26 protein-coding genes are annotated in these 25,555 nt (G+C 58.3%); 10 read left to right on the top strand and 16 right to left on the bottom strand.

Going from position 1 to position 25,555, the window contains the following annotated elements; genetic code table 11:
* Position 1: 1 nt before the first annotated feature.
* The 10 genes from ACQZ63_RS05650 to ACQZ63_RS05605 all read right to left on the bottom strand — a co-directional run bounded on the left by ACQZ63_RS05650 (position 2) and on the right by ACQZ63_RS05605 (position 10,679).
* Entirely contained in the window at positions 2 to 454 is a 453-nt protein-coding gene (locus ACQZ63_RS05650) for a TspO/MBR family protein (protein ID WP_003514671.1), read from the bottom strand.
* A gap of 51 nt (positions 455 to 505) precedes the next feature.
* Complete coding sequence (locus tag ACQZ63_RS05645; protein WP_113555655.1) at positions 506 to 1,600, bottom strand: DUF1513 domain-containing protein; 1,095 nt, start codon at positions 1,598 to 1,600, stop codon at positions 506 to 508.
* 4 nt (positions 1,601 to 1,604) lie between these two features.
* Positions 1,605 to 2,726, bottom strand: a complete 1,122-nt coding sequence (locus ACQZ63_RS05640) for an imelysin family protein (protein ID WP_113555589.1) — start codon at positions 2,724 to 2,726, stop codon at positions 1,605 to 1,607.
* Positions 2,726 to 4,258, bottom strand: a complete 1,533-nt coding sequence (locus ACQZ63_RS05635) for a di-heme oxidoreductase family protein (RefSeq protein WP_113555588.1) — start codon at positions 4,256 to 4,258, stop codon at positions 2,726 to 2,728. The genes ACQZ63_RS05640 and ACQZ63_RS05635 overlap by 1 nt, the downstream gene beginning before the upstream one ends.
* A 41-nt stretch (positions 4,259 to 4,299) precedes the next feature.
* Positions 4,300 to 5,577, bottom strand: a complete 1,278-nt coding sequence (locus tag ACQZ63_RS05630; RefSeq protein ID WP_003514680.1) for an imelysin family protein — start codon at positions 5,575 to 5,577, stop codon at positions 4,300 to 4,302.
* A gap of 155 nt (positions 5,578 to 5,732) precedes the next feature.
* A complete protein-coding gene (locus ACQZ63_RS05625; protein WP_065703710.1) occupies positions 5,733 to 7,022 on the bottom strand; it encodes an RsmB/NOP family class I SAM-dependent RNA methyltransferase in 1,290 nt (429 codons plus the stop codon).
* A gap of 61 nt (positions 7,023 to 7,083) precedes the next feature.
* Positions 7,084 to 7,452 (bottom strand): septal ring lytic transglycosylase RlpA family protein, encoded by a 369-nt coding sequence (locus ACQZ63_RS05620; RefSeq protein ID WP_013635343.1) that lies wholly within the window; start codon positions 7,450 to 7,452, stop codon positions 7,084 to 7,086.
* Between the two features lie 427 nt (positions 7,453 to 7,879).
* A complete protein-coding gene (locus ACQZ63_RS05615; protein WP_111795051.1) occupies positions 7,880 to 8,752 on the bottom strand; it encodes an SDR family oxidoreductase in 873 nt (290 codons plus the stop codon).
* Positions 8,753 to 8,755: 3 nt separating this feature from the next.
* Positions 8,756 to 9,907, bottom strand: a complete 1,152-nt coding sequence (gene queG / locus ACQZ63_RS05610) for a tRNA epoxyqueuosine(34) reductase QueG (RefSeq protein ID WP_113555587.1) — start codon at positions 9,905 to 9,907, stop codon at positions 8,756 to 8,758.
* Between the two features lie 79 nt (positions 9,908 to 9,986).
* Entirely contained in the window at positions 9,987 to 10,679 is a 693-nt protein-coding gene (locus tag ACQZ63_RS05605) for a glutathione S-transferase family protein (RefSeq protein ID WP_003514689.1), read from the bottom strand.
* Between the two features lie 157 nt (positions 10,680 to 10,836).
* On the opposite strand from ACQZ63_RS05605, the gene ACQZ63_RS05600 reads away from it, so the two are divergent.
* Positions 10,837 to 11,643 carry an undecaprenyl-diphosphate phosphatase gene (locus ACQZ63_RS05600; protein ID WP_019564454.1) on the top strand — a complete coding sequence of 269 codons (807 nt, stop codon included), beginning with the start codon at positions 10,837 to 10,839 and terminating at the stop codon, positions 11,641 to 11,643.
* Between the two features lie 606 nt (positions 11,644 to 12,249).
* Here the strand turns inward: ACQZ63_RS05600 and ACQZ63_RS05595 are convergent.
* The 6 genes from ACQZ63_RS05595 to dnaN form a co-directional block, all read right to left on the bottom strand.
* The gene (locus tag ACQZ63_RS05595; protein ID WP_003514695.1) at positions 12,250 to 13,230 is read right to left on the bottom strand and encodes a complex I NDUFA9 subunit family protein; all 981 of its coding nucleotides are present in this window, start codon (positions 13,228 to 13,230) and stop codon (positions 12,250 to 12,252) included.
* Positions 13,231 to 13,351: 121 nt separating this feature from the next.
* Positions 13,352 to 13,639, bottom strand: a complete 288-nt coding sequence (locus ACQZ63_RS05590; RefSeq protein WP_003514697.1) for a DUF1330 domain-containing protein — start codon at positions 13,637 to 13,639, stop codon at positions 13,352 to 13,354.
* Between the two features lie 20 nt (positions 13,640 to 13,659).
* On the bottom strand, positions 13,660 to 14,367 hold the full coding sequence (gene pyrF, locus ACQZ63_RS05585; protein WP_113555586.1) for an orotidine-5'-phosphate decarboxylase: 708 nt from the start codon (positions 14,365 to 14,367) through the stop codon (positions 13,660 to 13,662).
* A 4-nt stretch (positions 14,368 to 14,371) separates the two neighbouring features.
* Positions 14,372 to 14,968: a histidine phosphatase family protein gene (locus ACQZ63_RS05580; RefSeq protein WP_065688390.1), complete on the bottom strand. Its 597-nt coding sequence runs from the start codon at positions 14,966 to 14,968 to the stop codon at positions 14,372 to 14,374.
* Positions 14,969 to 15,063: 95 nt separating this feature from the next.
* A complete protein-coding gene (pmtA, locus tag ACQZ63_RS05575) occupies positions 15,064 to 15,657 on the bottom strand; it encodes a phospholipid N-methyltransferase PmtA (protein WP_003514702.1) in 594 nt (197 codons plus the stop codon).
* Positions 15,658 to 15,854: 197 nt separating this feature from the next.
* Positions 15,855 to 16,973, bottom strand: a complete 1,119-nt coding sequence (dnaN, locus tag ACQZ63_RS05570; protein ID WP_003514704.1) for a DNA polymerase III subunit beta — start codon at positions 16,971 to 16,973, stop codon at positions 15,855 to 15,857.
* Positions 16,974 to 17,240: 267 nt separating this feature from the next.
* On the opposite strand from dnaN, the gene rsmI reads away from it, so the two are divergent.
* From rsmI to gshB, 9 genes are all read left to right on the top strand, one after another.
* On the top strand, positions 17,241 to 18,182 hold the full coding sequence (gene rsmI, locus ACQZ63_RS05565; protein ID WP_003514706.1) for a 16S rRNA (cytidine(1402)-2'-O)-methyltransferase: 942 nt from the start codon (positions 17,241 to 17,243) through the stop codon (positions 18,180 to 18,182).
* On the top strand, positions 18,172 to 18,540 hold the full coding sequence (locus ACQZ63_RS05560) for a YraN family protein (RefSeq protein WP_003514708.1): 369 nt from the start codon (positions 18,172 to 18,174) through the stop codon (positions 18,538 to 18,540). Before rsmI ends, ACQZ63_RS05560 begins: the two co-directional genes overlap by 11 nt.
* A gap of 11 nt (positions 18,541 to 18,551) precedes the next feature.
* Positions 18,552 to 19,112, top strand: coding sequence for a sugar O-acetyltransferase (locus ACQZ63_RS05555; protein ID WP_111782865.1), 561 nt, complete (start codon positions 18,552 to 18,554; stop codon positions 19,110 to 19,112).
* Positions 19,113 to 19,245: 133 nt separating this feature from the next.
* Positions 19,246 to 20,544: an extracellular solute-binding protein gene (locus ACQZ63_RS05550; RefSeq protein ID WP_003514712.1), complete on the top strand. Its 1,299-nt coding sequence runs from the start codon at positions 19,246 to 19,248 to the stop codon at positions 20,542 to 20,544.
* Positions 20,545 to 20,628: 84 nt separating this feature from the next.
* Entirely contained in the window at positions 20,629 to 21,603 is a 975-nt protein-coding gene (locus ACQZ63_RS05545; RefSeq protein ID WP_013635351.1) for an ABC transporter permease subunit, read from the top strand.
* Positions 21,604 to 21,614: 11 nt separating this feature from the next.
* Positions 21,615 to 22,457 (top strand): sn-glycerol-3-phosphate ABC transporter permease UgpE, encoded by an 843-nt coding sequence (gene ugpE / locus ACQZ63_RS05540; RefSeq protein ID WP_003514715.1) that lies wholly within the window; start codon positions 21,615 to 21,617, stop codon positions 22,455 to 22,457.
* Positions 22,458 to 22,468: 11 nt separating this feature from the next.
* Positions 22,469 to 23,569, top strand: coding sequence for a sn-glycerol-3-phosphate import ATP-binding protein UgpC (locus tag ACQZ63_RS05535; protein WP_112682598.1), 1,101 nt, complete (start codon positions 22,469 to 22,471; stop codon positions 23,567 to 23,569).
* A 110-nt stretch (positions 23,570 to 23,679) separates the two neighbouring features.
* Positions 23,680 to 24,192: a cupin domain-containing protein gene (locus tag ACQZ63_RS05530; protein WP_113555584.1), complete on the top strand. Its 513-nt coding sequence runs from the start codon at positions 23,680 to 23,682 to the stop codon at positions 24,190 to 24,192.
* 244 nt (positions 24,193 to 24,436) lie between these two features.
* Entirely contained in the window at positions 24,437 to 25,396 is a 960-nt protein-coding gene (gshB, locus tag ACQZ63_RS05525; RefSeq protein WP_038489624.1) for a glutathione synthase, read from the top strand.
* The last annotated feature ends 159 nt before the right edge of the window (positions 25,397 to 25,555 follow it).

The following is a 25,555-nucleotide window of genomic DNA, read 5'->3' as shown; positions in this document are numbered from 1 at the left end:
ATTAGTTCAGCACGGCGATGCTGGCATTCAGCAGCGTGGCAAAGGCGACCCAAAGGGCGTAGGGCACGAAAAGCCACATGGAGATGCGGTCGCGACTATAGGTGAGCGCAATGAAAGCCAGAATGCAGATCAGCATAGGCACGATGATGACGAGCGCGCCTGTCGGGCTTTGCATGCCGAAAAAGATGGGCGACCACAGGAAATTCAGCACCAGCTGCGTGAACCAGAGACGCATGCGCGTGCCCGCTGGTCTCACGATCCATGTTCGCGCGCCTGCAATGCCGATCATCACGTAGAGCGTCGTCCAAACCGGGCCGAATATCCAGTTGGGCGGGTTGAAGGGCGGCTTCTGAAGCGACTGGTACCATTCGCCCGGCACGTTGTTGATGCCGATGAGCGCACCCAGCGCAACAACCACAACCACGAAAATGATATACACGGAAAGGTTTTTCATGACGCCTCAAATGCTTTTTGGTCTTTTTTGTTCCGGTGCATTTTCAGTATTCTAGCCTGAAATACGCACGATATGCTGGTCCCACGCCACGTCGCTGCGAATAGCCTCGAAAAATCCGTCATAGGAAGAAACCGCAATGCCCTTTATGGCGGGGGCAACGCCCGCAGCCTCCCGCACGGTCGTCTCTGATACAACACGCCCGGTTTTCGCATCCAGCGTCACGGCCGCGTTGCCGTTGGGTGAGGTCAGGCCCACCAGGCCATCGCGCCGGTTGACCGCGATGGCACCGACATAATTGGCAAGGCGCACCGTCGTTTGCTCTGGTAGATCGACGAAGGCAAGGTCCTCGCCCTTCGAGAAATGGCCAACAAGCGGCGGAAGATCGTTGCGCGGTCCCTCATATTGGCAGGCGAACCAGACACGCCCGTCATCGCCGAGATCGACATGGCGGGTGGAAAGCTGTCGCAATTGGTCTGGCATCGAATGTTTCTGGATCAACTGGCCGCTGGCGGCGTCCAGAAGCACAAGCGACGGCTGCATGCTGTCGACATTGAGTTTGGTTCGGCCAAAATCCGGGTGGGTCTCGATGCCGCCATTGGCGATCACTATCAGCCTGCCATCGTCGCTCACGGTCATGTCATGGGTGCCAATGCCGTGGGCGTCGTATTCACCGATGCGGGCAAATCCGTTGCGGGCATCGTAAAGCCCGATAACACCGCGATTGCCATCGAAGTCGTTTTCGCTGGCGTAGAGGATCGCACCGTCGGGAGAAAATTGTCCGTGGCCGTAGAAGTGGCGGTTTTCCGGCGTGTGCATCACGACAGGCTCGCGGCGTCGCGCGGGGTCAAAGGCCATGAAGAAGGTGCCGGGCCGGCGCGCAAAGGCCACTGTCATGCCGGTCGCATGGCTCGTTGCCATTCCATGGGCGCGGGCTGGGAGCGCAACACGGTCGATGATCTCGCCGCGTTCGCTCACAGTCGCAATGCCGTAGAAACCGTCATGGGTGCGAAAAGCGGAAGCGAAGACAGCGTCGGCGCGTTCAAGCGCATGCAGCGAGCCGGGAGCGAGCGCCGCTAGGAACGGAATGCCCGCCGCCTTGATGAAGCTGCGCCTGTCTATCAGCGTCGGCTTTTTGCATGATATCACCGCCTCAGTCTCCGTCGGCGAAGGAAAAGCCGGAGCTGAGACCGATTGCGCCGCCATACTGGTCGTTGAGGCGGTAGATCAGGTCTTTGCCGTTCAGCAGCAGGTAATCCACCTTGGCGCGTTGCTGGTCGTCATCTAGCGCCTGTTCCACGTTGGTATCAATCGTTCCGGCAATGCGAATCATCGATTTGGCGATGAAATCGATGGAGTTGACGATGGAGCGCTGGTCGGATGGCACGAGTTCGACCATATCGGCCGTGTGCAGGAGTGTCTGAACGGCCTTGATGTTTGCGGCAATGCTTTTCCACGTCAGGCCGGACCGCCAGTAGATCGCCGTGCGGGGAAACTTCGCCTTGTCCGGCCCCTTGTAGAACGTCTCTATGCGCTGGTCGCGGATTGCTTCGGCGCCGTGTACGAGAATGCCAAGCAGCGCAACCAGCGCCTCACGCTCATCGCGAAAGACGGGATTATCCGCGCCGGGCTGCGTCCAGTTTTTCTGCGCTCCATCAGGTGCGTTCCAGCTGTCGGAAAGCTCCGCCGCCACATTGGCAACGTTGCCGGCAATCGCCGCGCCATAACGGCAACGGAAATCGCCCTTCTTGTCGAACAGGTCACCCGCTCCGGCGCCATAGAGCACGAATTCCAGCGCGCCGAGGCCCTGCGCTGCGACACTCTTGCCCTTCAGGCTCTCGGCGCTGGTGACGCTTTCGTCCTTTTCCGCAAGGTAACGCTGTACCTGTTTCAGGCCAAGACCCTTCTTGTCTGGGTAATAGAGCACACGTTCGAAGCGGTTGTGCTCGATCACCGGGCCGACCCGAACGATCTCGATGGTTGACCAACTGGAGACCGTATCGGCAAAGGCCGCTTTGGCCGCTTCATCCGTCGTCTTGGAAGGGGCGGCGCAGAAAGCCTTCATGCTGCCTTCCAGCTTCTCTGCCGATTGCCGGAAGTGGTCATAGCCGGGACGGATGAAACCGTTCACCGCTTTTTCCATCACGCCCCGCACCTGTACGGGGTCGAGTGGTGGCGGCGGCATCAGCTCCACATCCTGCGCCATTGCGGGCCGCATACCCAAAAGCAGCAGCACGGAGATGAGACCGGGTATTTTTCGCATGGCATTTTTCATCAAAGGGACTCCAGAAAAGCCAGCAAAGCCTGCCGGTCGGATTTTTGCAAGGCGGCAAAGGCATCGCGCGCTTTTTGCGCTTCGCCGCCGTGCCATAATATCGCTTCTGTCAGGCTGCGCGCCCGCCCGTCATGCAGGTAAAAGCCGTTGCCATTCACGCTTTGCGTCAGACCGATACCCCAGAGCGGCTGGGTTCGCCATTCCTGCCCGTTTGCTTCGCCCACCTGCTGGCCATCGGCAAGCTCCTCTCCCATGTCGTGCAGCAGAAAATCCGAGTAGGGCCAGATCAGCTGGAAAGACTGCATGGGGTCGGCAGCGTCACGGCGGGTGACGAATTTCGGTGTATGGCAGGATGTGCAGCCAGATGCGTAAAAAAGCTGCTTTCCCCGCAACACGGTGGGATCACCCACATCGCGGCGCTGCGGCACTGCAAGGTTTTCGGTGTAAAAGGTCACGAGATCGAGAATGGGGTCCGGCGCCTCCACTGGCCCAAGCCGTGGCTGCACGCCGGTCGGCATGGCAAGACAGTCTTTTTGAACGTCGGTGCAATCACCATAGGCGTTTTGTGCATCCGGCGTGGAAATGCCGATATCGTGGGAGAAGGCGCTGGCGCTCTGGTCGCGGACGCTGGCGTTCTGGGCTTTCCAGCCAAATCGGCCGAGCTTCACTTCGCCGGTCCGGTGATCCCGTACAAAAGCAGGGCGCCCGGAAATGCCGTCGCCATTTTTGTTATCCGGATCGGCGCCGGCCAGAATATCGGCATCGGCAATGGCCTCGATCAGCCCAAGCCCAAGGGTTGGCATGGCAATCCGCGCCGACAAAGTCGTATCGACGCCCAGGGGGCCATAGTGCAGGCCTGCCACGGCATAGTCTGGCTTGCGCAGCATCACCACCTCGCCGTCGGCCAGCCGCACGGGTTTCTCGATATAGGTGACGACAGGTTTGCCCTCTGCAGCGAGGCCGGGAATGGCAACGTTCTGAAGCTGCCGGCCATAGGTCTCGTCGGGAAAATTCAACACCTCGTGGCGCGCAATCGCTGCCCGTTCCGCCTCGTTGCGGGCAGGCCGGGCCAGCCGCAGAAACAGGGAGACGGCATCTTCGCCGGCAAGTGGCGGTCGGCCTCTGCCGTCCTTCACATGGCAGGCCTGGCAGGATCGGGCGTTATAGAGCGGCCCCAACCCGTCTGAGGCTTGCGTGGAGGAGGGGGAAGACACCCAGAGCTTCTGGAACAGCGCATTGCCGAGCTTGAAATCCTGTTTTCGCTCAAACGGCATTGTTGCGGATGGATGCGAAAACGCGCCGCTATCGGCTTTATGGGTGCTGGTCGTTGCCCCGCCGGACATGGCCTCGAAGGGCTCCGGCATGGTAAAATCCATTGTCGGCGCGGTGACAGCCTGAACGCGGCTTTGGTCTTTTTCCGTCAGATCGTCACGAAGCGGCGCGGCAAGCACCATCGATGCCACAAGGCAGGCTGCCCCGGCGAAGAATAACGGCTTGCGGATCCGCGGCAGCGATGACTTCATGGAAAGCATGGGAATGGCGGGCCGCAGCGATCTGCGGCCCGCATTGGCTCTTATTTGAAGACGGCGTTCGGATTATCGAGGCTGGCGGAACCCTCAAGTTCGATCTTGCCGAGATCGAGTGCCGCAATCACGCGTTCGACGGTTTTCGTCTGGTCGAGAAGGCCGTCGATGGCCGCCTGAACCACGGCGTTGCCTTCCTTGTTGCCTTCGCCGATCATCTGGTCGTAGGCCTCGACCGTCTGGGCACGCTTTTCCATGGCATGCATGGCGTCGAGCGTCTTGTTCAGCTTCGCCGTCATCTCGTCGTTCAGCGCCTTGTCCTTGGCGCCGACCAGCTCCGACAGCGAGGCGCCGGTCATCTTCGTTCCATCCACACGGGTATATTCGCCGGTATAGGCAGATGCGATGCCGATGGCGTCGTTAAGATGCGAATTATAGGTATTGTCGGAGAAGCAATCATGCTCCTCTTCCGGATCGTGCAGCAGAAGGCCGAGCTTCATGCGCTCCCCTGCCAGCTCGCCATAGGAAAGAGAGCCCATGCCGGTGAGAATGGCGGTCAGGCCGGCTTTCGGGTCGGCTTCCACTGTCTTGGTGGCTTCGCCTTCCGGCGCCCAGGCGTCCACCATTTCCTGAAGATCCTTGATCAGCAGGGTGGAGGCGGACTTCAGGTAATCGGCGCGGCGGTCGCAATTGCCGTTCGTGCAATTCTTCTTGTCGTAGTCGGTATAGGGGCGGTTGCCCGCACCCGGTCCGGTGCCGTTCAGGTCCTGTCCCCAGAGCAGGAATTCGATGGCGTGGTAACCGGTCGTCACATTGGCTTCGACATCGCCCGCCTCGTGCAGGCTTTCGATCAGTTCGGGGGTGATCTTCGAGGTATCGACATCTTCGCCGCTGATCTTGATTTTCGGATTGGCGATGATGTTTGCGACGTAAAGCTCGTTCTCGTCGCTCTCGGTGCCGTAGGAACCGTCGACATAGTCGATCAGGCCTTCATCCAGCGGCCAGGCGTTTACCTTGCCTTCCCAGGCGTCGACCACAGGGTTGCCGAACCGGTAGACTTCCGATTGCTGGTATGGAACGCGCGCCTTGATCCACGCTTCACGTGCAGCTTTCAGCGTTCCTTCGCTCGGTGTTGCGATCAGCGCGTCGATTGCCTTGTCCAGCGCCTTCGCCGTGGTCAGCGAATCCTCGTATTTCGCATGCGCGACGTCGGCGTAATGCTTGACGACAGCGGCGGCGTCGGTCGCAGCGCGGGCGGGAAGCGCGGTGAAGGTCGCGGATGCGGCCAGAAGCGCGAAAGACGCGCTGAGAATGGTTTTGCGGATCATGATCCCTCTCCTTGGGCAGGCGTGAAATAACTTCACGCTGCGGCAAGCGAGTTCTGACCCAATCGCAAACTTGTGTCAAATATTCTAGTTTAGAATGCTTTGAAACAAGCTACTCGGTATTTTTCGAAGTAAAATCAGCGCGTGCAAAACCTGTTTCAGGCTTTGCGTTTCATTACGCAGAAGAAGAAACCGTCCGTATCTGTAGTTGCAGGCGTCAGCGTCACTGTCTTGCCGTCAGAGGAATGCGGTTTGTTTGCATTGCCGCCAAAAGTCGTCTGCCAGCGTTCCAGTGCCGAACCGATATAGAATTGCGGATTTTCTTCGCAGAAGCGCTTGACCTGCTGCTCGTTTTCCTCGGGCAGAACCGAGCAGGTGACATAAAGCAGCTCGCCGCCGGGGCGCACAAAACCCTTGGCCTGCGAAAGGGCCTCGCCCTGCTGCTGTACCCGTTCTTCCAGATTGCGTGTCGTCAGCCGCCATTTGGTGTCGGGCCGCCGGCGCCATGTTCCGGTGCCAGTGCAGGGGGCGTCCACCAGAACGCGATCGAATTTTTCATGAAACGGGACAAGTCCGGCTGCGCGGTCATGAACCTGTACATTGCGCGTGCCGGCTCGTTTCAGCCGCTCGATAATCGGCGCGAGCCGCTTGCGATCGGCGTCGAAGGCGTGAACCTGACCCTTGTTGTTCATGCTGGCGGCCATGGCCAGCGTCTTGCCGCCGCCACCGGCGCAATAATCGAGGATCTGTTCGCCTTCATGCGCGCCGGCAAGATCGGCAACGATCTGCGATCCCTCGTCCTGAACTTCGAACCAGCCTTTCTGGAAGGACAGTTCGGCGGTCACATTCGGCAGGCGGGAAGGGCCTTCGCCGGCGGGGATGCGGACACCCTGACGGGCTATATGCGTTGCTTCCGCACCGCTCTCTTCCAGCGCCTTCAGCACCTTGTCGCGAGTGGCCTTCAGCGTGTTGGCCCGCAGATCAAGTGTCGGGCGCTGGTTCAGCGCCTGCGCCTCGGCAAGCCAGCCCTCTCCGAACGCCGTCTCGAAGGATGCTTGAACCCATTCGGGAATGTCGCCCTGAATATGGGCTGGTGCATCGGCGAGAGAACGGGAGAGAAAGGCTTTCTGCTTTTCTTCATCAGGCGCGGCAGGGGCAAATTTGTCGCCGTCGAATTCCGCCGCAAGTTCCGAAAAGCTCTTGCCCCATTGGCGCAGCAGAACTGCATAACCAAGCGAGGCGGCGCTGTCGTCATCCATCAGCCAGGCGTGTGACAGTTTCATGCGCAGCGCGTCATAGACGATGTTGCCGATCGCGGCCCTGTCACCCGAACCCGCGAAACGATGGGCAAGTCCCCAGTCCTTCAGAGCATCGGCAACGGGACGCCTGCGTCCCTCAATATCCGCCAATACTTCGATTGCTCCGGCCAAACGCCCGCCCAAACGCATTGTCTACCTCATTTTGCTGATTAGCCCGGTTGGTAGACGCGAATGGCGGCAAGGGCAAGGCTCAATCGGCGCTGACGACCTCGTAGCAGACTTTGGCGGTGCCGGAACTGATCATGCCGATGTTTTTGGCAGCGGCCTTGGAAAGATCGAGAACGCGACCCTTGATGAACGGACCGCGGTCATTGATGCGCACCACAACGGCCTTGCCGTTACGGGCATTGGTAACCTTGACCTTGGTGCCGAACCGCAGCGAGCGGTGAGCGGCGGTCATGTTGGCGGCGTTCATACGCTCGCCCGAAGCAGTCTTGGAGCTCAACGCATACCACGATGCCCCTCCGCAACCATTTGCCGCATTCGCCTGAAGAGGCGCAATGATGGAACAGGCGGCTATAGTTGCGACGGTGAAAGTTATACGACGGATATTCAACAAACTGTGCTTCCCTGAAAATCGGCCCCGCGCCGATTGATTGTGCCCTTGCTAAACGGCCATTGTCTGGCCTGAACGCGTTTGAATGCGAGATTGTAGGGCGAGGGAAAAATGGCGAAAAAAAGCTGATCTCAAATCACGAAGTGTTACAGTCTGTAACATTCGTGATCGTTAGCCGGAAAGGTGTCGTCTGTGCCTTATTGTTGAAAAGTGGAAAAAATGACGCAGAATCAATGCTCAATGGAAATGCTGTTACAAGTCACGCCTTCGTGAATCCAGTTCACGAAATGTGAGTGAAATATTTTTCTAATGGCTACGATTTTAGCGATTTTTGCATGGTTAATAAAAGCCTAATTGACTGAAAAACCACCAAAACCATCCTCAAAAACGGGTTTGGAAGGATTTTTCATCGCTTTTAAATGGGGGATTTTTAGCCCCGCCAGAGGCCGCTTTCCCACAATTGTGTCAGGGAGATTTTGTACTCCGGGAAGCTGAAATCGAAACCGAGGCCACGTATCCTGGCGTTGGAAACACGCTTGTTCTCGCCGTAGAAGGAGCGTGCCATCGGCGTCAGATCGGCGGTCTCGAATGCCTGTTCGGGAGGCGGCTCGACGCCCATCAACGTGGCGGCGAAGCTCACCACATCCTGCGGCGGGGCGGGTTCATCATCCGTCACGTTGAAGACGCCGCGTTCATTTCTCCGCGCCAGAAAGGCGTGGGCCGCACCAATATCCTCAACCCGGATCCGGTTGAACACCTGGTCTTTCTTTACCAGCCTGCGCGCCGTTCCCTTTTCGAAATTCATGAAACTATTGCGTCCGGGGCCGTAAATTCCGGAAAGGCGCAAGATGGCAAGCGGCACCCCCGCTTTTTCAGCAGCCGCAGCCCAGGCGGTTTCGGCAGCAACGCGTTCCACGGACCGGGCCGAGACCGGGCGGCACGGGGTTTCCTCATCCACCCATGCGCCGTCATGGTCGCCATAGACGCCAACGGTGGAAAGATAAGCGATCCATTCAAGCTTGGGCAGAAGCCGTTTCAGGTCGTCGCCCAAAAGCGCAAGCAGTGGATCTCCATCCTTGCCCGGCGCGATGGACTGCACGAGATGGGTGACATTGGCCATTGTGGCGATGAGATCGTCATTAAGATGGGCACCGTCGAACAGGAAGGGTGTCATGCCAGTTGCGGCGAGGCTTGTGAACTTGTCTGTGCTGCGCGTGGTGCCCGATATCGTTGCAGTTTCGGTTTTCAGCGCGTTTGCGATGGCCTTGCCCGAATATCCTGCGCCGAAAATCATCACATGCATGGGTCACGCCTCTGCCAGTTGCCATTCCATTTCCGCCTCCGGATCAGGCTCCGGGGCGCGGCCGGCAGAGTATGCACGGAATTCCTCGCTGTCCATAAGCTGCGACAAAGCCCATGCGGCCATGCCGCGCACCTCTGGTGCCTGGTCTTTTTCGGCGAGAGACTTGCATTGCTGCACGAATTGCTGGTCGCGCGAGTTTCCAGCCGCTATCAGCACGTTGCGGATGAAGCGGTTACGCCCGATGCGCTTGACTGGTGAGCCGCTGAAGAAGCTGCGGAATGCAGCGTCGTCCAGCGTCAGCAGGAAGGCGATGGAAGGTTCCTTCAAATCCTCGCGCGCTTGCAGCTTCATCTCGGAGGCGCTGGCCGCGAATTTGTTCCAGGGACAGGCGGCAAGGCAATCGTCGCAGCCATAGATGCGGTTGCCTATCATCGGCCGGAACTCGTGCGGGATGACGCCTTTGTGCTCAATGGTGAGGTAGGAGATGCAGCGGCGGGCGTCCAGCTGGTAGGGGGCGGGGAAGGCGGCCGTCGGACAGGCATCGAGACAGGCGCGACAGGAGCCGCAATGGTCCTTCTCGGCCTCATCAAGAAAAAGCTCGGCGGTGGTGAACATGCTGCCGAGAAACAGCCAGGAACCGTGGGTGCGGCTGACCAGATTGGTGTGTTTGCCCTGCCAGCCGAGACCCGCGGCTGCGGCAAGCGGTTTTTCCATCACCGGCGCAGTGTCAACGAAGACCTTCACGTCCTCGCCGGCGCGCGCGGCAAAACGGGTGGCGATTTCTTTCAGTCGCCCTTTTATGACGTCGTGATAGTCGCGGTTGCGGGCATAGACCGAAATGGCTGCCTTGTCGGATTTCGAAAGAACGCCGCGAGGATCTTCCTCAGGCCCGTAATTCAGCCCGAACATGACAATGGAGCGCACGTCGCCCCACAGCGTTTTCGGCTCGGCGCGACGGGCTTCGGTCTCCTCCATCCACGCCATCGTGCCATGATAGCCCTTATCGAGAAACTGCCTCAACCGTCCCGGTGCCAGCGGAATGCTGTCCGGCGCGGTGATACGACAGAGATCGAAGCCGAGCGAAAGCGCCTCCTGACGAACGAAGTCCGTCAGTTTGCGAGCGCGTATCCGCTGCTTGTCGCTGGCAACGTCGATGGTCGTTTCTCCTGCGGGTTACTCTGCGACATATATATGCGTAGCTACACGCCGCAGCAAATAACCGGGAGGCCGGAACCTAGAAATCCAGATCGGCGTAGTGGGAGGAGGGGGCAAGGCGCGGAATGCGCTCGCTGAGGAAAGGCCGGAAGGACGGGCGCGATTTCAGCCGCTGATACCACTCCTTGGCAATGGGCGCTTCAAGCCAGTTGATTTCGCCGAGATAATCCAGCACCGAAACAGAGGCGGCGGCGGCCAGATCGGCATAACTCAATCGGTCGCCGGCGAGCCAAGTGCGCGAACCCGCCAGCCATTCCAGATATTTGATGTGCTGACGAACATTGTTACGCGCGGTGCGCAGAAGCTTGGAATCCGGGGGGCCACCACCCTGCGCCGCCGTCATCTGCAATTTATAAACCCGCTCCCGCACCAGCGGTCGGGTCACATCGTTTTCCATCTTCTGCAGGAACCACTCGGTCAAGCGGCGGATTTCCGCCCGCTGAAACGGGTCTTCCGCCAGCAATCGCCGGTCACGCTTCAAAACCCCGTGCGTTTCGTCGAGAAACTCGGCGAGCACGTAGGGACCGCTGAGAGAGCGCATATTATCATCGAGATAGACCGGCAGGGTGCCCGCCGGATTCAGCGCCAGAAACTCCCGCCTTCTTTCCCACGGCTGCTCCTCCACGAGATCGGTCTGGAACCCGTATTCCGAAAGGATCAGACGAACGAACCGCGATGCGGTCGACATGGGAGAGTGATAGAGAGTTGGCATCGGTACTCAATTTTTACGATTGGTTGTCATGATCGACAATTGCCGGAAAACTTTTTCAGTTTCGCTTCATCAAGACGCTATAAGAGCTTGGCTACTTTAAAACAAGTTTAACGCAATTGCTTTCCATTCCCGCTTCCCCCTGAAAAAAGGATACCTCATGGGTGACCAATCGATCATCAGCGCGCTTTTGCTGGGCATTATCGAGGGTCTTACGGAGTTCATTCCCGTTTCCTCAACGGCGCATGTGCTGCTGGCCGGGCATTTTCTCGGCTTCAAATCGCCGGGCAACACCTTTGCCGTTCTCATTCAGCTCGGCGCGATCATTGCTATCCTTCTTGTTTATTTTCAGAAGCTTGTGTCGATCGCCATGGCGATGCCAACAAGTGCCAAGGCGCGCCGCTTCGTGCTGGCTGTCGCTGTCGCCTTCCTGCCGGCGGCGGTGATCGGCGCTCTGGCGCATGACTTCATCAAGACGGTGCTGTTCGAAACACCCATCCTCATCTGTATCGTACTGGTTATCGGCGGCGTCATATTGCTGGCCGTCGACCGGATGCCGCTGAAGCCCAGATATACCGACATCATGGATTATCCGCCGTCGCTTGCCTTCAAGATCGGTCTGTTCCAGTGCCTTGCGATGGTTCCGGGCACCTCCCGGTCCGGCGCTACCATTGTCGGCGCGCTGTTGATGGGCACTGACAAGCGCTCCGCCGCCGAATTCTCGTTTTTCCTGGCGATGCCGACCATGCTCGGCGCGTTTGTGCTCGATCTCTACAAGAACCGCGATGCGCTGAGCTTCGATGACAGTGCGCTGATTGCCGTAGGCTTCATCGCCGCTTTCGTCTCCGGCCTGTTCGTCGTGCGCTCGCTGCTGGACTTCGTCTCGCGACGCGGTTTTGCACCTTTTGCCTGGTGGCGCATCGTCATCGGCTCGCTGGGTCTGGCGGCACTTCTGCTCTACCGTTGAGCCGAGCTTTAAAATAGCCGTTCGTTTCCAATGCACGGACAAAATAAAAAAGCGCCCCGGAGAATCCGGAGGCGCTTTTTATTTGAGACTTGTGAAAGCTGATCAGTTCGTGCTGATCGAAGCCGTTGCGCAAGGGTCGACACCGTAGGCGGGAGCGCAACCGCTCTTGCCCGCTGCAACCGTGCCCGGCGCCATGAAAGAACCCGCCAGAACCACCAAAGCCGCACACGCAAAAAAGAGTGCGATAGATCTGCCCATTTTATTATTGCCTTTCAGACGTTCGTTCGCGCGGATTACGCCGCCGTGTGTGAAGTGAGGGTTCTGGATATGTTAGGAATGTGGCCATTATCAATAAAGCGGCTTGCTGAATACCGGGTTAATGCGAAGTCTTTTCCACAGTTGCGCTTGTGCCACGCTTGGCTGTGGAGGCCACTTTGCCGTTAACTTTTACCCGGCTGTTCAAAACAGCTTCAGTCGATGGTGCACCTCCCCTGCAGTTGAGGGGGAAATGCGCCAATAGCGGTTTGGTTGCGATTGAATTGCGCAAAAACAAAAAGCGGGAATGGTTCCCGCTTTCGTTCAGATCGTTAATGCGCGACGGTAGGCTTATGCTGCTTTTCCGGCGTTCGAGAACTGTCCGTGCGGGCGATAGTGCACCATGTAGGACGGCAGGACGGAAGCAACGCGAACGGGCGTAATGCCGATGCCTTCCAGGGTCAGGCCGTTCTTTTCCGCGTCAGCGGAAACGACATTATCCTTTTTCAGCATGGTCACCTGATCGACAGTCAGCGGCGGCGTAATCAGCGGCACCAGCGAAGCGATTTTTCCGATCATTGAGGCGACGCCGAAAGGCAGGTTGACGAAAGGACGCTGACGGTAGGTTGCGGCAAGAACCGCCTCAAGACAGTCGCGGAACGTCATGACGTCCTGGCCACCCAGTTCATAGATGGCGCCGGGCTTCAGCTTGCCATCCACGCTGCGGGCAACGGCCTCCGCTACATCTTCGACATAGACCGGCTGAAACTTGGTTTTTCCGCCGCCGATCAGCGGCAGGAACGGCAGGCTGCGGGCCATCTTGGCGAATTTATTGAAGAAGTCGTCTTCCGGTCCAAAGATGATCGAAGGACGCAGGATCACGGCGCCGGGCAGAACGGAATGGATTGCTGCCTCGGCGCGGCCCTTTGTGCGGCCGTAGCCGGTCGACGAATTGGCATCGGCACCGATGGCGGAGATGTGCGTCAGCGTTGCACCGGCGTTGCGGGCTGCCTCGGCAATGGCTTTCGCGCCGAATTCCTGCACGGCGTCAAAGGTGTTGCGGCCGCTTTCGGCCAGAATGCCAACGCAATTGACCACGTGGTCGGCGTCTTCGATGGCTTTGACGATGGAGTCGCGATACCGCAGGTTCGCCTGGGCAAACGAGATCTGGCCGACATTGCCGAGCGGCTGCAGGAAACCAGCAAGATCGGGACGGCGCACGGCAACGCGGATGCGATAACCGCGCTTGGCGAGCATCCGCACGACATGCCGCCCGACGAAACCCGAACCGCCGAAAACGGTGACGAGGGGTGGAAGGTTGGCCAAGGTCATGGGAGGCTCCTCAGAAGCTGTCGATAAATCGTTTTTCAGTCTCTTAGCCCAAAGCCGTGCGCGCGTGAAGAGACGTTGTCACAAGGCCCGGGACTAGTTTTGGAAATGCGGTTGACGACCGTCAAATTCCTTCGACGATCATCATCTCCGCGTCGGCGACTTCCTGGCGGATTTTGGCCGCCGCCTGGTATTCGGGCGAGTTGTAGCAATCGATCGCGTGCTGCACAGAGGGGAATTCGATGATGACGTTGCGTGCGCGTGCCTTGCCCTCAAGTTCGGTCAACGCACCGCCGCGGGCGAGAAAGTTGGCGCCGAACCGCTCGAAAGCGGGCTTCGCAGTCGAAACGTAGTCCTTGTAGCGTTCGTTGTCGCGTACATCGACACGCGCGATCCAGTAACCCTTTGCCATTTCGTCTCCTCCGATGGTCCTTATTGATTTGCCGGAAAGCTGGCGCGCAGCATGTCGTCAAGAATGGCGCGGGCTGCTGCTTTCGGATCCTCTGCTTTGACGATGGGGCGGCCGACAACCAGATGGCTCGAACCGGCTTTGATGGCGTCAAAAGGCGTCATGACGCGCTTCTGGTCTCCCGCCTCGGCACCGGCCGGGCGAATACCAGGGGTGACGACGGCAAGGTCGGGGCCAAGGATTTCACGCACCGCCGTCGATTCCTCTGCCGAACAGACGATGCCGCCCATGCCCGCCTCGCGCGCCTGTTCCGCACGGCGCAGCACCAGCGAACGGGCATCCGATGCATAGCCGGCTTCCGCAAGATCGGCATCATCCATCGAGGTTAGCACGGTGACACCAAGCAGGCAGAGGCCAGAGCCTTCGGCTGCCTTGATTGCGGCGCGCATGGCTTTCGGGTAGGCATGCAGGGTCAGCATCGACATGCCCATGCGGGCGATGTTTTCGACACCAGAGGCGACGGTGTTGTCGATGTCGAGTAGTTTCATGTCGAGAAAGACTTTCTTGCCGCTCTGGGCAAGGTCGCGGGCGAATTCGAGACCGCCGGCAAATACCAGCTGATAGCCGATCTTGTAGAACAGAACCTCATCGCCGATCTTCGACACGATGTCTTCAGCTTGTTGCACAGTCGGAACATCGAGCCCGACGATCAGTTTTTCGCGCGCGGTCATTGTCTTATCCCTGCCATGTTTCCATTGCCGTCCAGTCGCATGTGGGGCGCTGAGCTGCAAGTGAAAATTCGGCGATTGGGAACCGGAAAAGATTGCCGCCGCCGGGTGGCTGGTCCTTGCTGCGACTGATGCCGACGCCTTCGATATGGCATTTCAAAAGCGTGCCGACGCCGCCATGGCCGACAAAGGCAATCGGCTGTTGCGGGTCGTGCCGGCCTAGAACGGCCGTGACGGCGTTAACAATTCGCGCCTGCGCATCGATTGCCCGTTCCCAGCCGTGAAAGCTCTCTCGCGGATGAGCAAAAAACCAGTCGGCAGCCTTTTCGAATTCCGGCGGCGTCAGGAAGCCTGTTGCCGACCGGTCGTTCTCATGCATCGCCTCGATGATCTCAATATCCGCGCGGGATGTTTCAGCAAGGATTCGTGCGGTTTCGATGGCTTTGGTTTCCGCGCTCGACACGATCCGGCGCAATGCGCGTGCCCATGGCAGGCGGCTTGCCTCAAACGCCCGCTGTGCACCCAAGTCCGAAAGTCCCCATTCCGGAACCGGAACCGCCGGATCGATCCGGACCTGGGGATGGGTAATGTAGAGGGCATGCATGGGAACGGTCCTCAATGGCGATGGAAGGGCAAATCAGGACCCTAACCATCTGTCACGACCGGGAAATGACAGCCTTTGCCCACTCTGCCGCGTGATCAGGCCCGGGTATAGGTCCACAATTGCGCCGGAGGAATGTTGCGCACGATGAAATCGAAATGGCGGATGTGGTAGAGATGCGGCTGCGCAACGATCGGGGAAATCGGACCGTAGGATATCTGAATGACGGGGCGGCCGTGCGGCACGCGTTTCAGCAATTCGTCGAGAAGCTTGATGCGGGCGGCCATCGGAAAATTCAGCATCGGTACGGCGGAAATGACGCTGTCGAACATCTGGCCCTGGTGCTCGCCAAGTGTCGCATTCAGATCGAAGGCATCGCCATTGATGAAGTTGACGCCCGGATAGCTTCTGAGAAGCTGATTGTAGAAATCGGTCGAATATTCGATGGCCGTCAGGCGCTCCGGCTTGATGCCGCGTGCCAGAATGGCCTTGGTGATGACACCGGTGCCGGGGCCGAGTTCGAGAACTGGCAAGTCGGAATGCGGGTCGATGACACTCGCCATTTTTCTTGCCGTGATGGAGGATGTCGGGACGATGGCTCCGACCTTTTTCGGCTGGCTGACCATGCCTTTGAAAAAGCGGATTTCTTCCTCAAATTTTCTTTCAAAGCGTTGCTTCAGGTTGAGTGCCATAATTCCCCTCGGATGTATTTTGGTCATTGTCAAAAAAATGTTACGCACTGTTTATCTCATTTGGCGCTAAAACAAGGCAAAATGTCGTAATTGGAAAAATTCGTTTAGCGTTAGAAATCTATCTGCGCCGAATCAAAAAACGCCGGTGGAGCGATCCACCGGCGTTTTTTGATTGATTCGAAGACAAAAAGTCCAATTTAAACGCGCATCGGCATCAGAACATAAAGCGCATCGTCGCCGGCGGTGTCGCGAACGAGCGTTGGCGAGCCCGCATCCGCCAGAAGGAAAATCGCGTCTTCACCGGAAAGCTGCGAGGTGATGTCGAGGAGATATTTGGCATTGAAGCCGATTTCCATCGAATCATTGTCGTAACCGACAGCCACTTCTTCCGTTGCACTGCCGGAATCCGGATTGTTGACGGTCAGCGTCAGCTGGCCGTTGGTCAACGCCAGCTTCACGGCGCGGCCACGCTCGGAAGAGATGGTCGACACGCGATCGACCGCACGGGCGAAGGTCTGGCAATCGACGCGCATTTCCTTGTCGTTGCCGGTGGGGATGACGCGCTGGTAATCCGGGAAGGTGCCGTCGATCAGCTTCGAGGTCAAAACGACCGAGCCGATGGTCAGGCGGATTTTCGCGTCCGATACCTCGACGGTGACATCAAGTTCGGGATTGTCCATCAGCTTCTGCAATTCGCCGACGGTCTTGCGCGGAATGATGATGCCCGGCATGCCTTCGGAGCCGGAAGGCGCATCCACATCGGCGCGCGCAAGACGGTGACCGTCCGTCGCAACTGCGCGCAGCTTGAGGTCGCCGTTGCTTTCGATGGTGTGGAAGAAGATGCCGTTCAGATAATAGCGTGTCTCTTCGGTCGAAATCGCAAATTGCGTCCGGTCGATCAGCATCTTCAGGTCGGTCGCCTTCAGTTTGAAGGTGTGGCTGAAGGTACCGGCGGTCAGATCCGGGAAATCGGTTTCTGGAAGGCATTGCAGCGAGAATTTCGAACGGCCGGAAGCAACCGTCATTGTGGAGCCATCCGGATTGGTGGCCAGAAGCACTTCGGAACCATCCGGCAGCTTGCGCACGATTTCATAAAGCAGATGCGCCGGCACGGTGGTCGCGCCCGCCTGCTCCACCATGGCCGGCGTCGCTTCGGTGATTTCGAGGTCGAGGTCGGTCGCCTTCATATCCAGATTGGCGCCGGATGCGCGCAGCAGAACGTTGGACAGGATCGGGATCGTGTTACGACGCTCGACGACCCTGTGGACGTGGTTCAGCGATTTAAGAAGGTTCGACCGCTCAAGAGTAATACGCATGGACGCTACCGCTTTCAACCGTTGCGACCCGGCCACCGCCGGATCGGTAAGAAGAGTCTTGACCGGCCGGAACGCCGGATAATGTGGACGGGCAAAATGGCAGAGTTATTGCAGAAAATGCAAGAGCCGAGTGCATCTGCCGCCGGTCATTTTGCTGCTATACAGCATGATCCACAGCCTGTGACCGCCCGTGGACCTTGTTCGCCGGTTTTCTATTGCCCATAAAGGGGTAAAACTGGAGCGACCGGCCGGGAATGATCGGCCAGAATGATTGGAAGCCGTGTGACGGAAGAAATATCGAACAGCGACGCCGGACAGGCGACCAAGAGCTTCAGGATCGGCACGGCCACTATTCCGGCGCGGCCGTTGGAGCCGGCGCTCTATCTCGTGGCCACCCCCATCGGCAATCTCGGCGACATCACCATCCGGGCGCTGGAAACGCTGGCTTCGGCCGACGTCCTAGCCTGCGAGGATACCCGCGTCACCCGCATTTTGCTTGAGCGTTACGGTATCCGCACACGTCCGCTCTCCTATCACGAGCATAATGCGCAGGAAGCGGGACCAAAACTCATCGCCGCTTTGGAGGCCGGAAAATCCGTGGCGCTGGTGTCGGATGCCGGAACGCCACTCGTCTCCGATCCCGGTTATCGCCTTGGTCAGCTCGCGCTGGAGGCCGGTCATCGCGTCGTGCCGGTGCCGGGAGCGTCGGCGCCGCTTGCTGCCCTTGTCGGTTCTGGCATGCCGAGTGACGCCTTTCTGTTCGCGGGCTTTCTGCCCGTAAAGGATCGCGGCAAGCGCGACCGTTTTGCCGAGCTTGCGAAAATTCCGGCCACCCTCATGTTTTTTGAATCGCCACGCCGCATTGGAACCTCCGTAAAGGTGGCATCGGAAGTCCTTGGCCGCGATCGCCGCGCTGTGGTGTGCCGTGAGCTGACCAAGACTTTCGAGGAGTTCCGGCGTGGCACGCTGGGCGAGCTTGCGGAATATTACGACGAGGACCGTGTGGTGAAGGGCGAGATCGTGCTCCTGATAGAGCCGCCCTCTTATGACGAAATTCCCGATATCGAGGATGTCGAGAGACTCCTGAAGGATCTCGTCACAACCATGCCTGCCGCGAGGGCCGCAGCCGAGGCGGCAAAGCTGACGGGCCTGCCGCGCAAGGAGCTTTATCAACGGCTGCTGGATATGAAGGATGCGGATGGCCGCTGACGGGCAAACGAACAAGAGACGAAAGGCCGAGCGACGCGGCCACGCTGCGGAATACTGGGCAGCACTCTATCTGCTGTTTCGGGGATACCGCATCCTCGCCATTCGTTATCGAACCCGACTAGGGGAAATCGATCTCATTGCCCGCAAGAAGGATGTCGTCGCCATCGTCGAGGTCAAGGCGCGGCCTTCCGGTGCCGGGGCTGTCGATGCGGTCGGCTTCCGTTCGCAACAGCGCATTCGGGCGGCTGCCGATATTTGGCTCTCCCGCCGCAAGGATGCCGCGCGGTTTTCGTTGCGTTTCGATATCGTCGCAGTCCTGCCACGACGCCTGCCGCAGCATTTCATCGACGCTTTTTGAGGGGGGAGGCAATGTCCACTGAGCGGGAAAAAATGGCTGCGGGCGAATGGTATTGTTGCATGGATGCCGAACTGGACGTGCTGCGTGCCCGCGCCCGCCGTGCCGTTCACCAGCACAACACCGCGCCGCCGGATGAGCGTGAGGCCATGTCGCCTTTGCTGCGGGCGCTCTTTGCCTCCGTTGCGGAAGGAGCCTTTATCGAAGCACCGTTTCATTGCGCTTACGGCTTCAACATTACGTTGGGTGCGAACGTCTATCTCAATACCGGCTGCGTCATTCTAGATTCTGCGCCCGTGCGGATTGGCGATGGCGCGATGTTGGGGCCGGCCGTGCAGATCTATTGCGCCGAACATCACCTGGACCCGGTTGCGCGTTCGCAAGGCATTGAAATCGCAAAGCCGGTCACGATCGGTCGCGATGTCTGGATCGGCGGCGGCGCGATCCTTCTGGCCGGCATCACCATTGGCGATGGCGCGATTGTTGGGGCCGGTTCGGTGGTGACGCGGGATGTCTTGGCCGGGACGACGGTGGTCGGAAATCCGGCTCGCCCGATAAAGCGCAAGGACGCTTGAGACATCCGTTTCTGGAAGAATGGAGTCCCCATCGCAGTGACTGTAATAAATCTGACATAAAACCGTTAAAGAGGCGTCACGGAACGTCTCTATTCGCATCCTCATCCCAATAAATGGTGGAGAGGATTTAGTAATGTTGAAGAAGATTTCCATGGCCGCAGTGGCGGTCAGCATTTCGGCAACGTCTTCCATGGCTGCGACCAACATCACCTGGTGGCACGGCATGGGCGGCCGTAACGGCGAAGTCATCAACGAAGTTTCGCAGAAGTTCAACGAAGCCCAGAAGGAATGCGCTCTGACGCCGGTTTCCAAGGGCTCATACGAAGAAGCGCTTGCAAGCGGCATCGCTGCTTTCCGTTCGGGCGAACAGCCGAACATTCTCCAGGTTTTCGATGCTGGCGCTGCCACCATCATCAACGCCAAGGGCGCTGTCATTCCTGCGGAAGACCTCATCAACAAGGCCGGTTACAAGTTCGACCGCGAAGCCTTCATCAACGGCGTCCGCTATTTCTACGCTGCCGCTGACGGCAAGTTCGTCGGCATGCCTTTCAACACTTCCGCGCCGATCATGTATGTCAACGACGAAGCCCTGAAGAAGGCCGGCGTCGAAGCTCCGAAGACCTGGGAAGATTTTGAAAAGGTCGCACCGAAGCTGAAGGAAGCCGGTTACATCCCGCTCGTCCAGTCGCAGCTCACCTGGCAGTTCACGGAGAACTTCTTCTCCCGCAACAACATCCAGTTCGCAACCAACAACAATGGTTACGACAGCGTCACTGACACCAAGCTCAAGGTCACCGACCCGAACCTCGTCATGATGTTCGACAAGCTGAAGGACTGGAAAGACAAGGGTCTGTTCGCCTACTACGGCGCCGGCTGGAACGACAACCAGAAGCCCTTCGAAGAAGGCAAGGTTGCCCTCTGGATCGGTTCCTCGGGTTCGTTCGGTGGCCTGCAGAAGACGGCGTCCATGCCGTTCTCGGCAACCTTCCTTCCCTACTGGGGCTCCATCAAGGGCGCTGGCACCAACTCCTTCATCGGCGGCGCTGCCCTCTTTGCAATGTCGGGCAAGTCTGAAGCCGAAAACAAGTGCGTGGCTGACTTCTTCCAGTTCCTGACTTCGCCGGAAATCCAGGTCTTCTACCACAAGGCAACCGGTTACGTCGCTATCACCACGGCCGCTTACGAAAAGGCCAAGGCTGAAGGCTTCTACAAGGAAAAGCCTGCCGCCGAAGTCGGTATCCAGCAGCTGTCGCTGCCTTCAGGCGAATGGTCCAAGGGCTACCGCCTCGGTTTCTACCCGCAGATCCGCTCCATCATGGAACGCGAATACAACCGCATCTTCTCCGGCGAAGTAACGCCGAAGGACGCCTTCGACATCATCGAAAAGGAAGGCAACGATCTTCTCGCCCGTTTCGCTAAAACGGCCGGCTGATCTCCCTTTTTGAAACCAACGATAGTTGTCGAGCCTCCTTTCCGCCGGAAAGGAGGCTCGCTCTTGGATTAAGGAGGCGCAAGCGTGGCCTATACATCGTCTCAACCGCGTCTGGCCCGGTTTCTATCCGGCCGGTCTGCAAAAACCGGAAAAACGGCGAAGGCCGCAGAAGCCAGCATGAAGCGCGTGCAGTTCTCCTCGTCCTACGTGCCCTATCTGTTTCTGGCGCCGCAACTGGCGGTGATTTTCATCTTCTTCTACTGGCCCTCCGTCCAGGCCGTGCAATCGTCGTTCTTTATCGAAGACCCTTTCGGGTTCGGTGCAACGTTCGTGGGCTTCGCCAATTATTCCGATGCCATCTTCAATCCGGAATATCTAAACATCGCCAAATTCACGGTTGTCTTTACCGTGCTGGTCACTTTCTTTTCGCTGGCGCTCGGTCTTTTGCTTGCGGTCAAGGCCGATGCGGTCATTCGCGGCAGTTCCGCCTACAAGACGTTGCTGATCTCCGTTTACGCCATCGCGCCGCCGGTTGCGGGTCTCATCGGCATGATGTTTTTCGACCAGCATATCGGGCCTTTCGTCAAGATGGCTGCGTTTTTGGGCTGGGATATGAAGGTTGGCCTCAACTACTTCGATACAGCCTTCGCCATGATTGCCGTCGCGGTCTGGAAGCAGATCCCTTATAATTTCATTTTCTTCCTGTCCGGATTGCAGGGTGTATCCGTCGCCGTGCGTGAGGCTGCCGCCATAGATTGCCGATCGAGCGTGCGCCGGTTCTGGACGGTCATCATGCCGCTTCTGGCACCGACTGCCTTCTTCCTGCTGATCATCAACATCACCTATTCGCTGTTCGATACGTTCGGCATTATCGACGTGATGGTGAAGGACAAGGCCGCCAACAATCCGATTACGCTGGTCTACAAGGTCTTTCTCGACGGTTTCCGCGGCAATGACATCGGCGGTTCCTCTGCCCAGTCCGTCATCCTGATGCTGGTCGTCTTCGTTCTGACCATCATCCAGTTCCGCTTCATCGAAAAACGCATCCATTACAATTGAGGGAAAAGACAATGTACAAGACAAAACCCCTCGACCATCTGGTGCTGATCATCGGCGCACTCTTCCTGATATTGCCTGTCGTCGTGGCATTCATGACGTCCACCCATACGGCGGCGGAAATCCACCGCAGCGGCCTGACACTCGTTCCGGGCGACAATTTCGTCGGAACCTATGAAAAGGTCCTGACGCAGAAGGGCGGCTTTACCGGGCAGATCACCGGTCTCAACATGGTGCTCAACTCGCTGATCCTCGGCATCGGTTTTGCCGTCGGCAAGATCGTCCTGTCGATGATGGCAGCCTATGCGATCGTCTATTTCCGGTTCCGGTTTGCAACGCTTGCCTTCTGGATCATCTTCACCACCCTGCTTCTGCCGCTCGAAGTACGCATCATGCCGTCCTATGAGGTGATGAGCAAACTCGGCCTCTTGAACTCCTACACCGGTCTGATCGTGCCGCTTCTGGCGTCTGCGACGGGCACCTTCTATTTCCGGCAGTTCTTCAAATCCATTCCTGAAGAATTGCTGGAAGCCGCTCGCATAGACGGTGCGGGCCCGGTCAAGTTCTTCATTGATGTGATCATCCCGCTTTCCCGTACCATGATGGCGGCGATCTTCATCATCATGTTCGTTTACGGCTGGAACCAGTACCTCTGGCCCATGCTGATGACCACGGACGAGAGTTTCTTCACCCTGATGCGCGGCATCAAGTCGATCCTGCAAGTCTGGGTCGGTTCGCAAATCCCCGATTACAACGAAGCTTTCGCGCTTGCCGTTCTGGCCATGCTGCCGCCTGTGATGATCGTCGTGATCTTCCAGCGCTGGTTCATCAAGGGCCTGACGGAAAGCGACAAATAAGGAAACCGAAAATGGCCGCGATAGAAATCAGTCAGGTCTGCAAGGATTATCACGGCGGCGTGCGTGCCGTGCATCACGTCGATATCGACATCAGGGACGGCGAGTTCATTGTTCTCGTCGGTCCTTCCGGCTGCGGCAAGTCCACGCTCCTGCGTATGGTGGCCGGACTTGAGGATATTTCCGAAGGCACGGTGAAGATCGGTGACCGGGTGGTCAACCAGGTAGATCCGGCTGACCGGGATATCGCCATGGTGTTCCAGAACTATGCGCTCTATCCGCATATGTCGGTGCGCCAGAACCTGGAATACGGGTTGAAGAACCGCAAGACGCCGAAGGCGGAGATCGATGCGCGCGTGGCCGAGGCCGCCCGCATGCTGCAGCTCGAACCCTATCTGGAGCGCAAGCCGCGCGCCCTTTCCGGCGGCCAGCGTCAGCGAGTCGCCATGGGCCGCGCCATCGTGCGCAAACCGGCGGCCTTCCTGTTTGATGAGCCCCTGTCCAACCTTGATGCCAAACTGCGCGTTTCCATGCGCGGCGAGATCAAGCGCCTGCAAAAGCGCCTCGGCACCACTTCGATCTACGTCACGCACGATCAGCTGGAAGCCATGACGCTGGCAGATCGTCTGGTGGTGCTGAACGGCGGCCGCATCGAACAGATCGGCGCACCGCTTGAGGTCTATCACACCCCCGCTTCCACCTTTGTCGCAAGCTTCATCGGTTCTCCCGCCATGAACCTGCTGAGCGGCGAGTTGCATGGGGATAGCCTTGCCGTCGGGCCGTCGCTGATCGCGCTCAACGGTTTCGCCCCCACCTCCGGCCCGGTTACTGTGGGAATGCGGGCGGAAGATTTCCGCCTGGCGGCGGCAGGTGAGCCCGGTTTTTCGCTACGCGTCGAGTATATCGAGGAACTCGGCTCGCAGCGTCTTATCCACGGCATGATCGGCGACCAGAACCTGACTGTGGCGTTTTCGCCGGAGGTCGAGATTCCGGCTACCTTGTCGGTCGCCATATCTCCGGACAAGCTGCACTTCTTCTCCAGCGAGACCGGCAAGCGCATTGCCGGCAAGGCGGAACAGGCTGTGGCGCAGCCCGTGCACCTGGCAACGGCCTGAGTGGACGATAAGAAATCGGCGCGATGACTAAAATTGCGCCGATTGTCAAAACCGCTTCGTTACGATCCCGATGATAGAAGATCTCCAATATTTCACGGGGGTTTTCTAATATGCCTTTAAAGATGATGTTCGCGGCGGCTGCCACCATGGCCATCCGCACGGTGCAGATATTGCCCGCCTCTTTGCGCCGGGCAAAAGACGAGAGCGTGGTTAGCGCGTCCTGCACCGATTTGCGGCTGCAGCCGGCCCCCATCAACCCCGACTGGATCATCTCCGGCGATCCTCAGGCGCGTGCGGCGGATCATTCCAGAAGCGGAGACCGCGCCTCCAGCACAGCCATGTGGGATTGTACGGCGGGCGAGTTCCGCTGGTTCTTCGGTTGGGACGAGACGGTCTATATCCTTGAGGGTGAGGTGCATGTGACGGCGGAAGACGGCACAGTCAGTATCCTGCGGGTGGGTGACGTCGCTTATTTCCGCGCGGGTACATGGGCCACCTGGCGCGTGGATGAGTATGTCCGCAAGGTTGCCTTCATGCGCCGTCCTTTCCCCACGGCGCTGGCTCTGGCCTACCGGGTCAAGAACAAGCTGTTTGCCGGTCGTTCCTACAAGCTGGCGGCCTGAACTGGTAAAACACTCCGTCAGGTGAGGCTCTGCGCAGCGCCACCTGCGGAATTCTGGAGGTTCAATAAAACTCACAAAAAGCACCCCTCGCAGCAGTTGCGTTTGAATGGTCGCTGCCCTACATCTTCAGGGTTTTCTGAAGCATTTCCGGGTCTCTTCCGGTCCTGCGGGGAATCGCGAACAGACGAGGCAATGGGCACGGCGGAACCGCGAAGCGTCCGCATGCTGCAAGAGGAAGATGCGCATGGCGAAGATCAAGAACGTCGCGATCCAGATGGATCATGTCTCCGGCATCAATATCGCCGGCGACTCCACCTTCGCCATGAGCCTTGAGGCGCAGGCACGTGGATACCGGCTGTTTCACTATACCCCCGAACGCCTCTCCATGCGGGATGGCAAGATCTACGCGACCGTCGAACAGATGGAACTGCGCGATATCAAGGGCGACCATTTTTCGCTCTCGGAGCCGGAGCGGGTCGATCTCTCGACCATGGATGTCATTCATCTGCGACAGGATCCGCCATTCGACATGGCCTACATCACATCGACCCATTTACTCGAGCGCATTCATCCCAAAACGCTTGTTGTCAACGATCCCGCCTGGGTCCGCAACTCGCCGGAAAAGATTTTCGTCACCGAATTCGCCGATCTGATGCCGAAGACGCTGATCACCAAGGATGTCTCTGAAATCGCCCGCTTCCGCAATGAAATGGGCGATATCATCCTCAAGCCGCTTTATGGCAATGGTGGTGCAGGCGTCTTCCATTCCGCGCGGGACGACCGCAATTTCTCATCGCTGCTGGAAATGTTCGGCCAGATGTTCCGCGAACCCTATATCGCCCAGGAATACTTGCCGGATGTTCGCAAGGGCGACAAGCGTATCCTTCTGGTGGATGGCGAGCCCGTGGGCGCGATCAACCGCGTGCCGGCGGAAAATGATGCCCGCTCCAACATGCATGCCGGCGGCCGCCCGGAGCCAACGGAACTCACCGCGCGTGAGAGGGAAATCTGCCGCCGCATCGGCCCCGCCCTGCGCGAGCGCGGTTTCCTGTTCGTTGGCATCGATGTGATCGGCGATTACCTCACGGAAATCAACGTCACCTCACCGACAGGCATTCGTGAAGTGCAGAAATTCGGCGGTGCCGATGTGGCAAGCCTGTTGTGGGATGCGATCGAGAAAAAGCGCGAAGCACAGGATTTCTGAGGCAATTTCCTCGCCACCTGCGTTTGTTCCGCGTGCACAACTCTATACAACTGAAATACACCGTTCGCGCGAAATTGTTCGCTTAATGTTCTTGTTTTATTCTTTTCTCTGTGGCAGGTTACTTGAGAGTGGCCGCCATCGGGGCATAATGCTTTGATG

It is taken from the genome of Agrobacterium sp. CG160-95 (genome assembly GCF_053521725.1).
The sequence above is the reverse complement of the archived record's forward strand: the minus strand, read 5'-3'. Positions and strand labels throughout refer to the sequence as shown.

What these genes read in the sequence shown, in the direction of transcription:
- ACQZ63_RS05650 (WP_003514671.1), bottom strand. Translation starts at nt 454, where the DNA reads ATGAAAAACCTTTCCGTGTATATCATTTTCGTGGTTGTGGTTGTTGCG.
- ACQZ63_RS05640 (WP_113555589.1), bottom strand. Translation starts at nt 2,726, where the DNA reads ATGAAAAATGCCATGCGAAAAATACCCGGTCTCATCTCCGTGCTGCTG.
- ACQZ63_RS05635 (WP_113555588.1), bottom strand. Translation starts at nt 4,258, where the DNA reads ATGCTTTCCATGAAGTCATCGCTGCCGCGGATCCGCAAGCCGTTATTC.
- ACQZ63_RS05630 (WP_003514680.1), bottom strand. Translation starts at nt 5,577, where the DNA reads ATGATCCGCAAAACCATTCTCAGCGCGTCTTTCGCGCTTCTGGCCGCA.
- ACQZ63_RS05625 (WP_065703710.1), bottom strand. Translation starts at nt 7,022, where the DNA reads ATGCGTTTGGGCGGGCGTTTGGCCGGAGCAATCGAAGTATTGGCGGAT.
- ACQZ63_RS05615 (WP_111795051.1), bottom strand. Translation starts at nt 8,752, where the DNA reads ATGCATGTGATGATTTTCGGCGCAGGATATTCGGGCAAGGCCATCGCA.
- ACQZ63_RS05605 (WP_003514689.1), bottom strand. Translation starts at nt 10,679, where the DNA reads ATGCCAACTCTCTATCACTCTCCCATGTCGACCGCATCGCGGTTCGTT.
- ACQZ63_RS05600 (WP_019564454.1), top strand. Translation starts at nt 10,837, where the DNA reads ATGGGTGACCAATCGATCATCAGCGCGCTTTTGCTGGGCATTATCGAG.
- ACQZ63_RS05595 (WP_003514695.1), bottom strand. Translation starts at nt 13,230, where the DNA reads ATGACCTTGGCCAACCTTCCACCCCTCGTCACCGTTTTCGGCGGTTCG.
- ACQZ63_RS05590 (WP_003514697.1), bottom strand. Translation starts at nt 13,639, where the DNA reads ATGGCAAAGGGTTACTGGATCGCGCGTGTCGATGTACGCGACAACGAA.
- pyrF (WP_113555586.1), bottom strand. Translation starts at nt 14,367, where the DNA reads ATGACCGCGCGCGAAAAACTGATCGTCGGGCTCGATGTTCCGACTGTG.
- ACQZ63_RS05580 (WP_065688390.1), bottom strand. Translation starts at nt 14,968, where the DNA reads ATGCATGCCCTCTACATTACCCATCCCCAGGTCCGGATCGATCCGGCG.
- pmtA (WP_003514702.1), bottom strand. Translation starts at nt 15,657, where the DNA reads ATGGCACTCAACCTGAAGCAACGCTTTGAAAGAAAATTTGAGGAAGAA.
- dnaN (WP_003514704.1), bottom strand. Translation starts at nt 16,973, where the DNA reads ATGCGTATTACTCTTGAGCGGTCGAACCTTCTTAAATCGCTGAACCAC.
- rsmI (WP_003514706.1), top strand. Translation starts at nt 17,241, where the DNA reads ATGATTGGAAGCCGTGTGACGGAAGAAATATCGAACAGCGACGCCGGA.
- ACQZ63_RS05560 (WP_003514708.1), top strand. Translation starts at nt 18,172, where the DNA reads ATGGCCGCTGACGGGCAAACGAACAAGAGACGAAAGGCCGAGCGACGC.
- ACQZ63_RS05555 (WP_111782865.1), top strand. Translation starts at nt 18,552, where the DNA reads ATGTCCACTGAGCGGGAAAAAATGGCTGCGGGCGAATGGTATTGTTGC.
- ACQZ63_RS05550 (WP_003514712.1), top strand. Translation starts at nt 19,246, where the DNA reads ATGTTGAAGAAGATTTCCATGGCCGCAGTGGCGGTCAGCATTTCGGCA.
- ugpE (WP_003514715.1), top strand. Translation starts at nt 21,615, where the DNA reads ATGTACAAGACAAAACCCCTCGACCATCTGGTGCTGATCATCGGCGCA.
- ACQZ63_RS05535 (WP_112682598.1), top strand. Translation starts at nt 22,469, where the DNA reads ATGGCCGCGATAGAAATCAGTCAGGTCTGCAAGGATTATCACGGCGGC.
- ACQZ63_RS05530 (WP_113555584.1), top strand. Translation starts at nt 23,680, where the DNA reads ATGCCTTTAAAGATGATGTTCGCGGCGGCTGCCACCATGGCCATCCGC.
- gshB (WP_038489624.1), top strand. Translation starts at nt 24,437, where the DNA reads ATGGCGAAGATCAAGAACGTCGCGATCCAGATGGATCATGTCTCCGGC.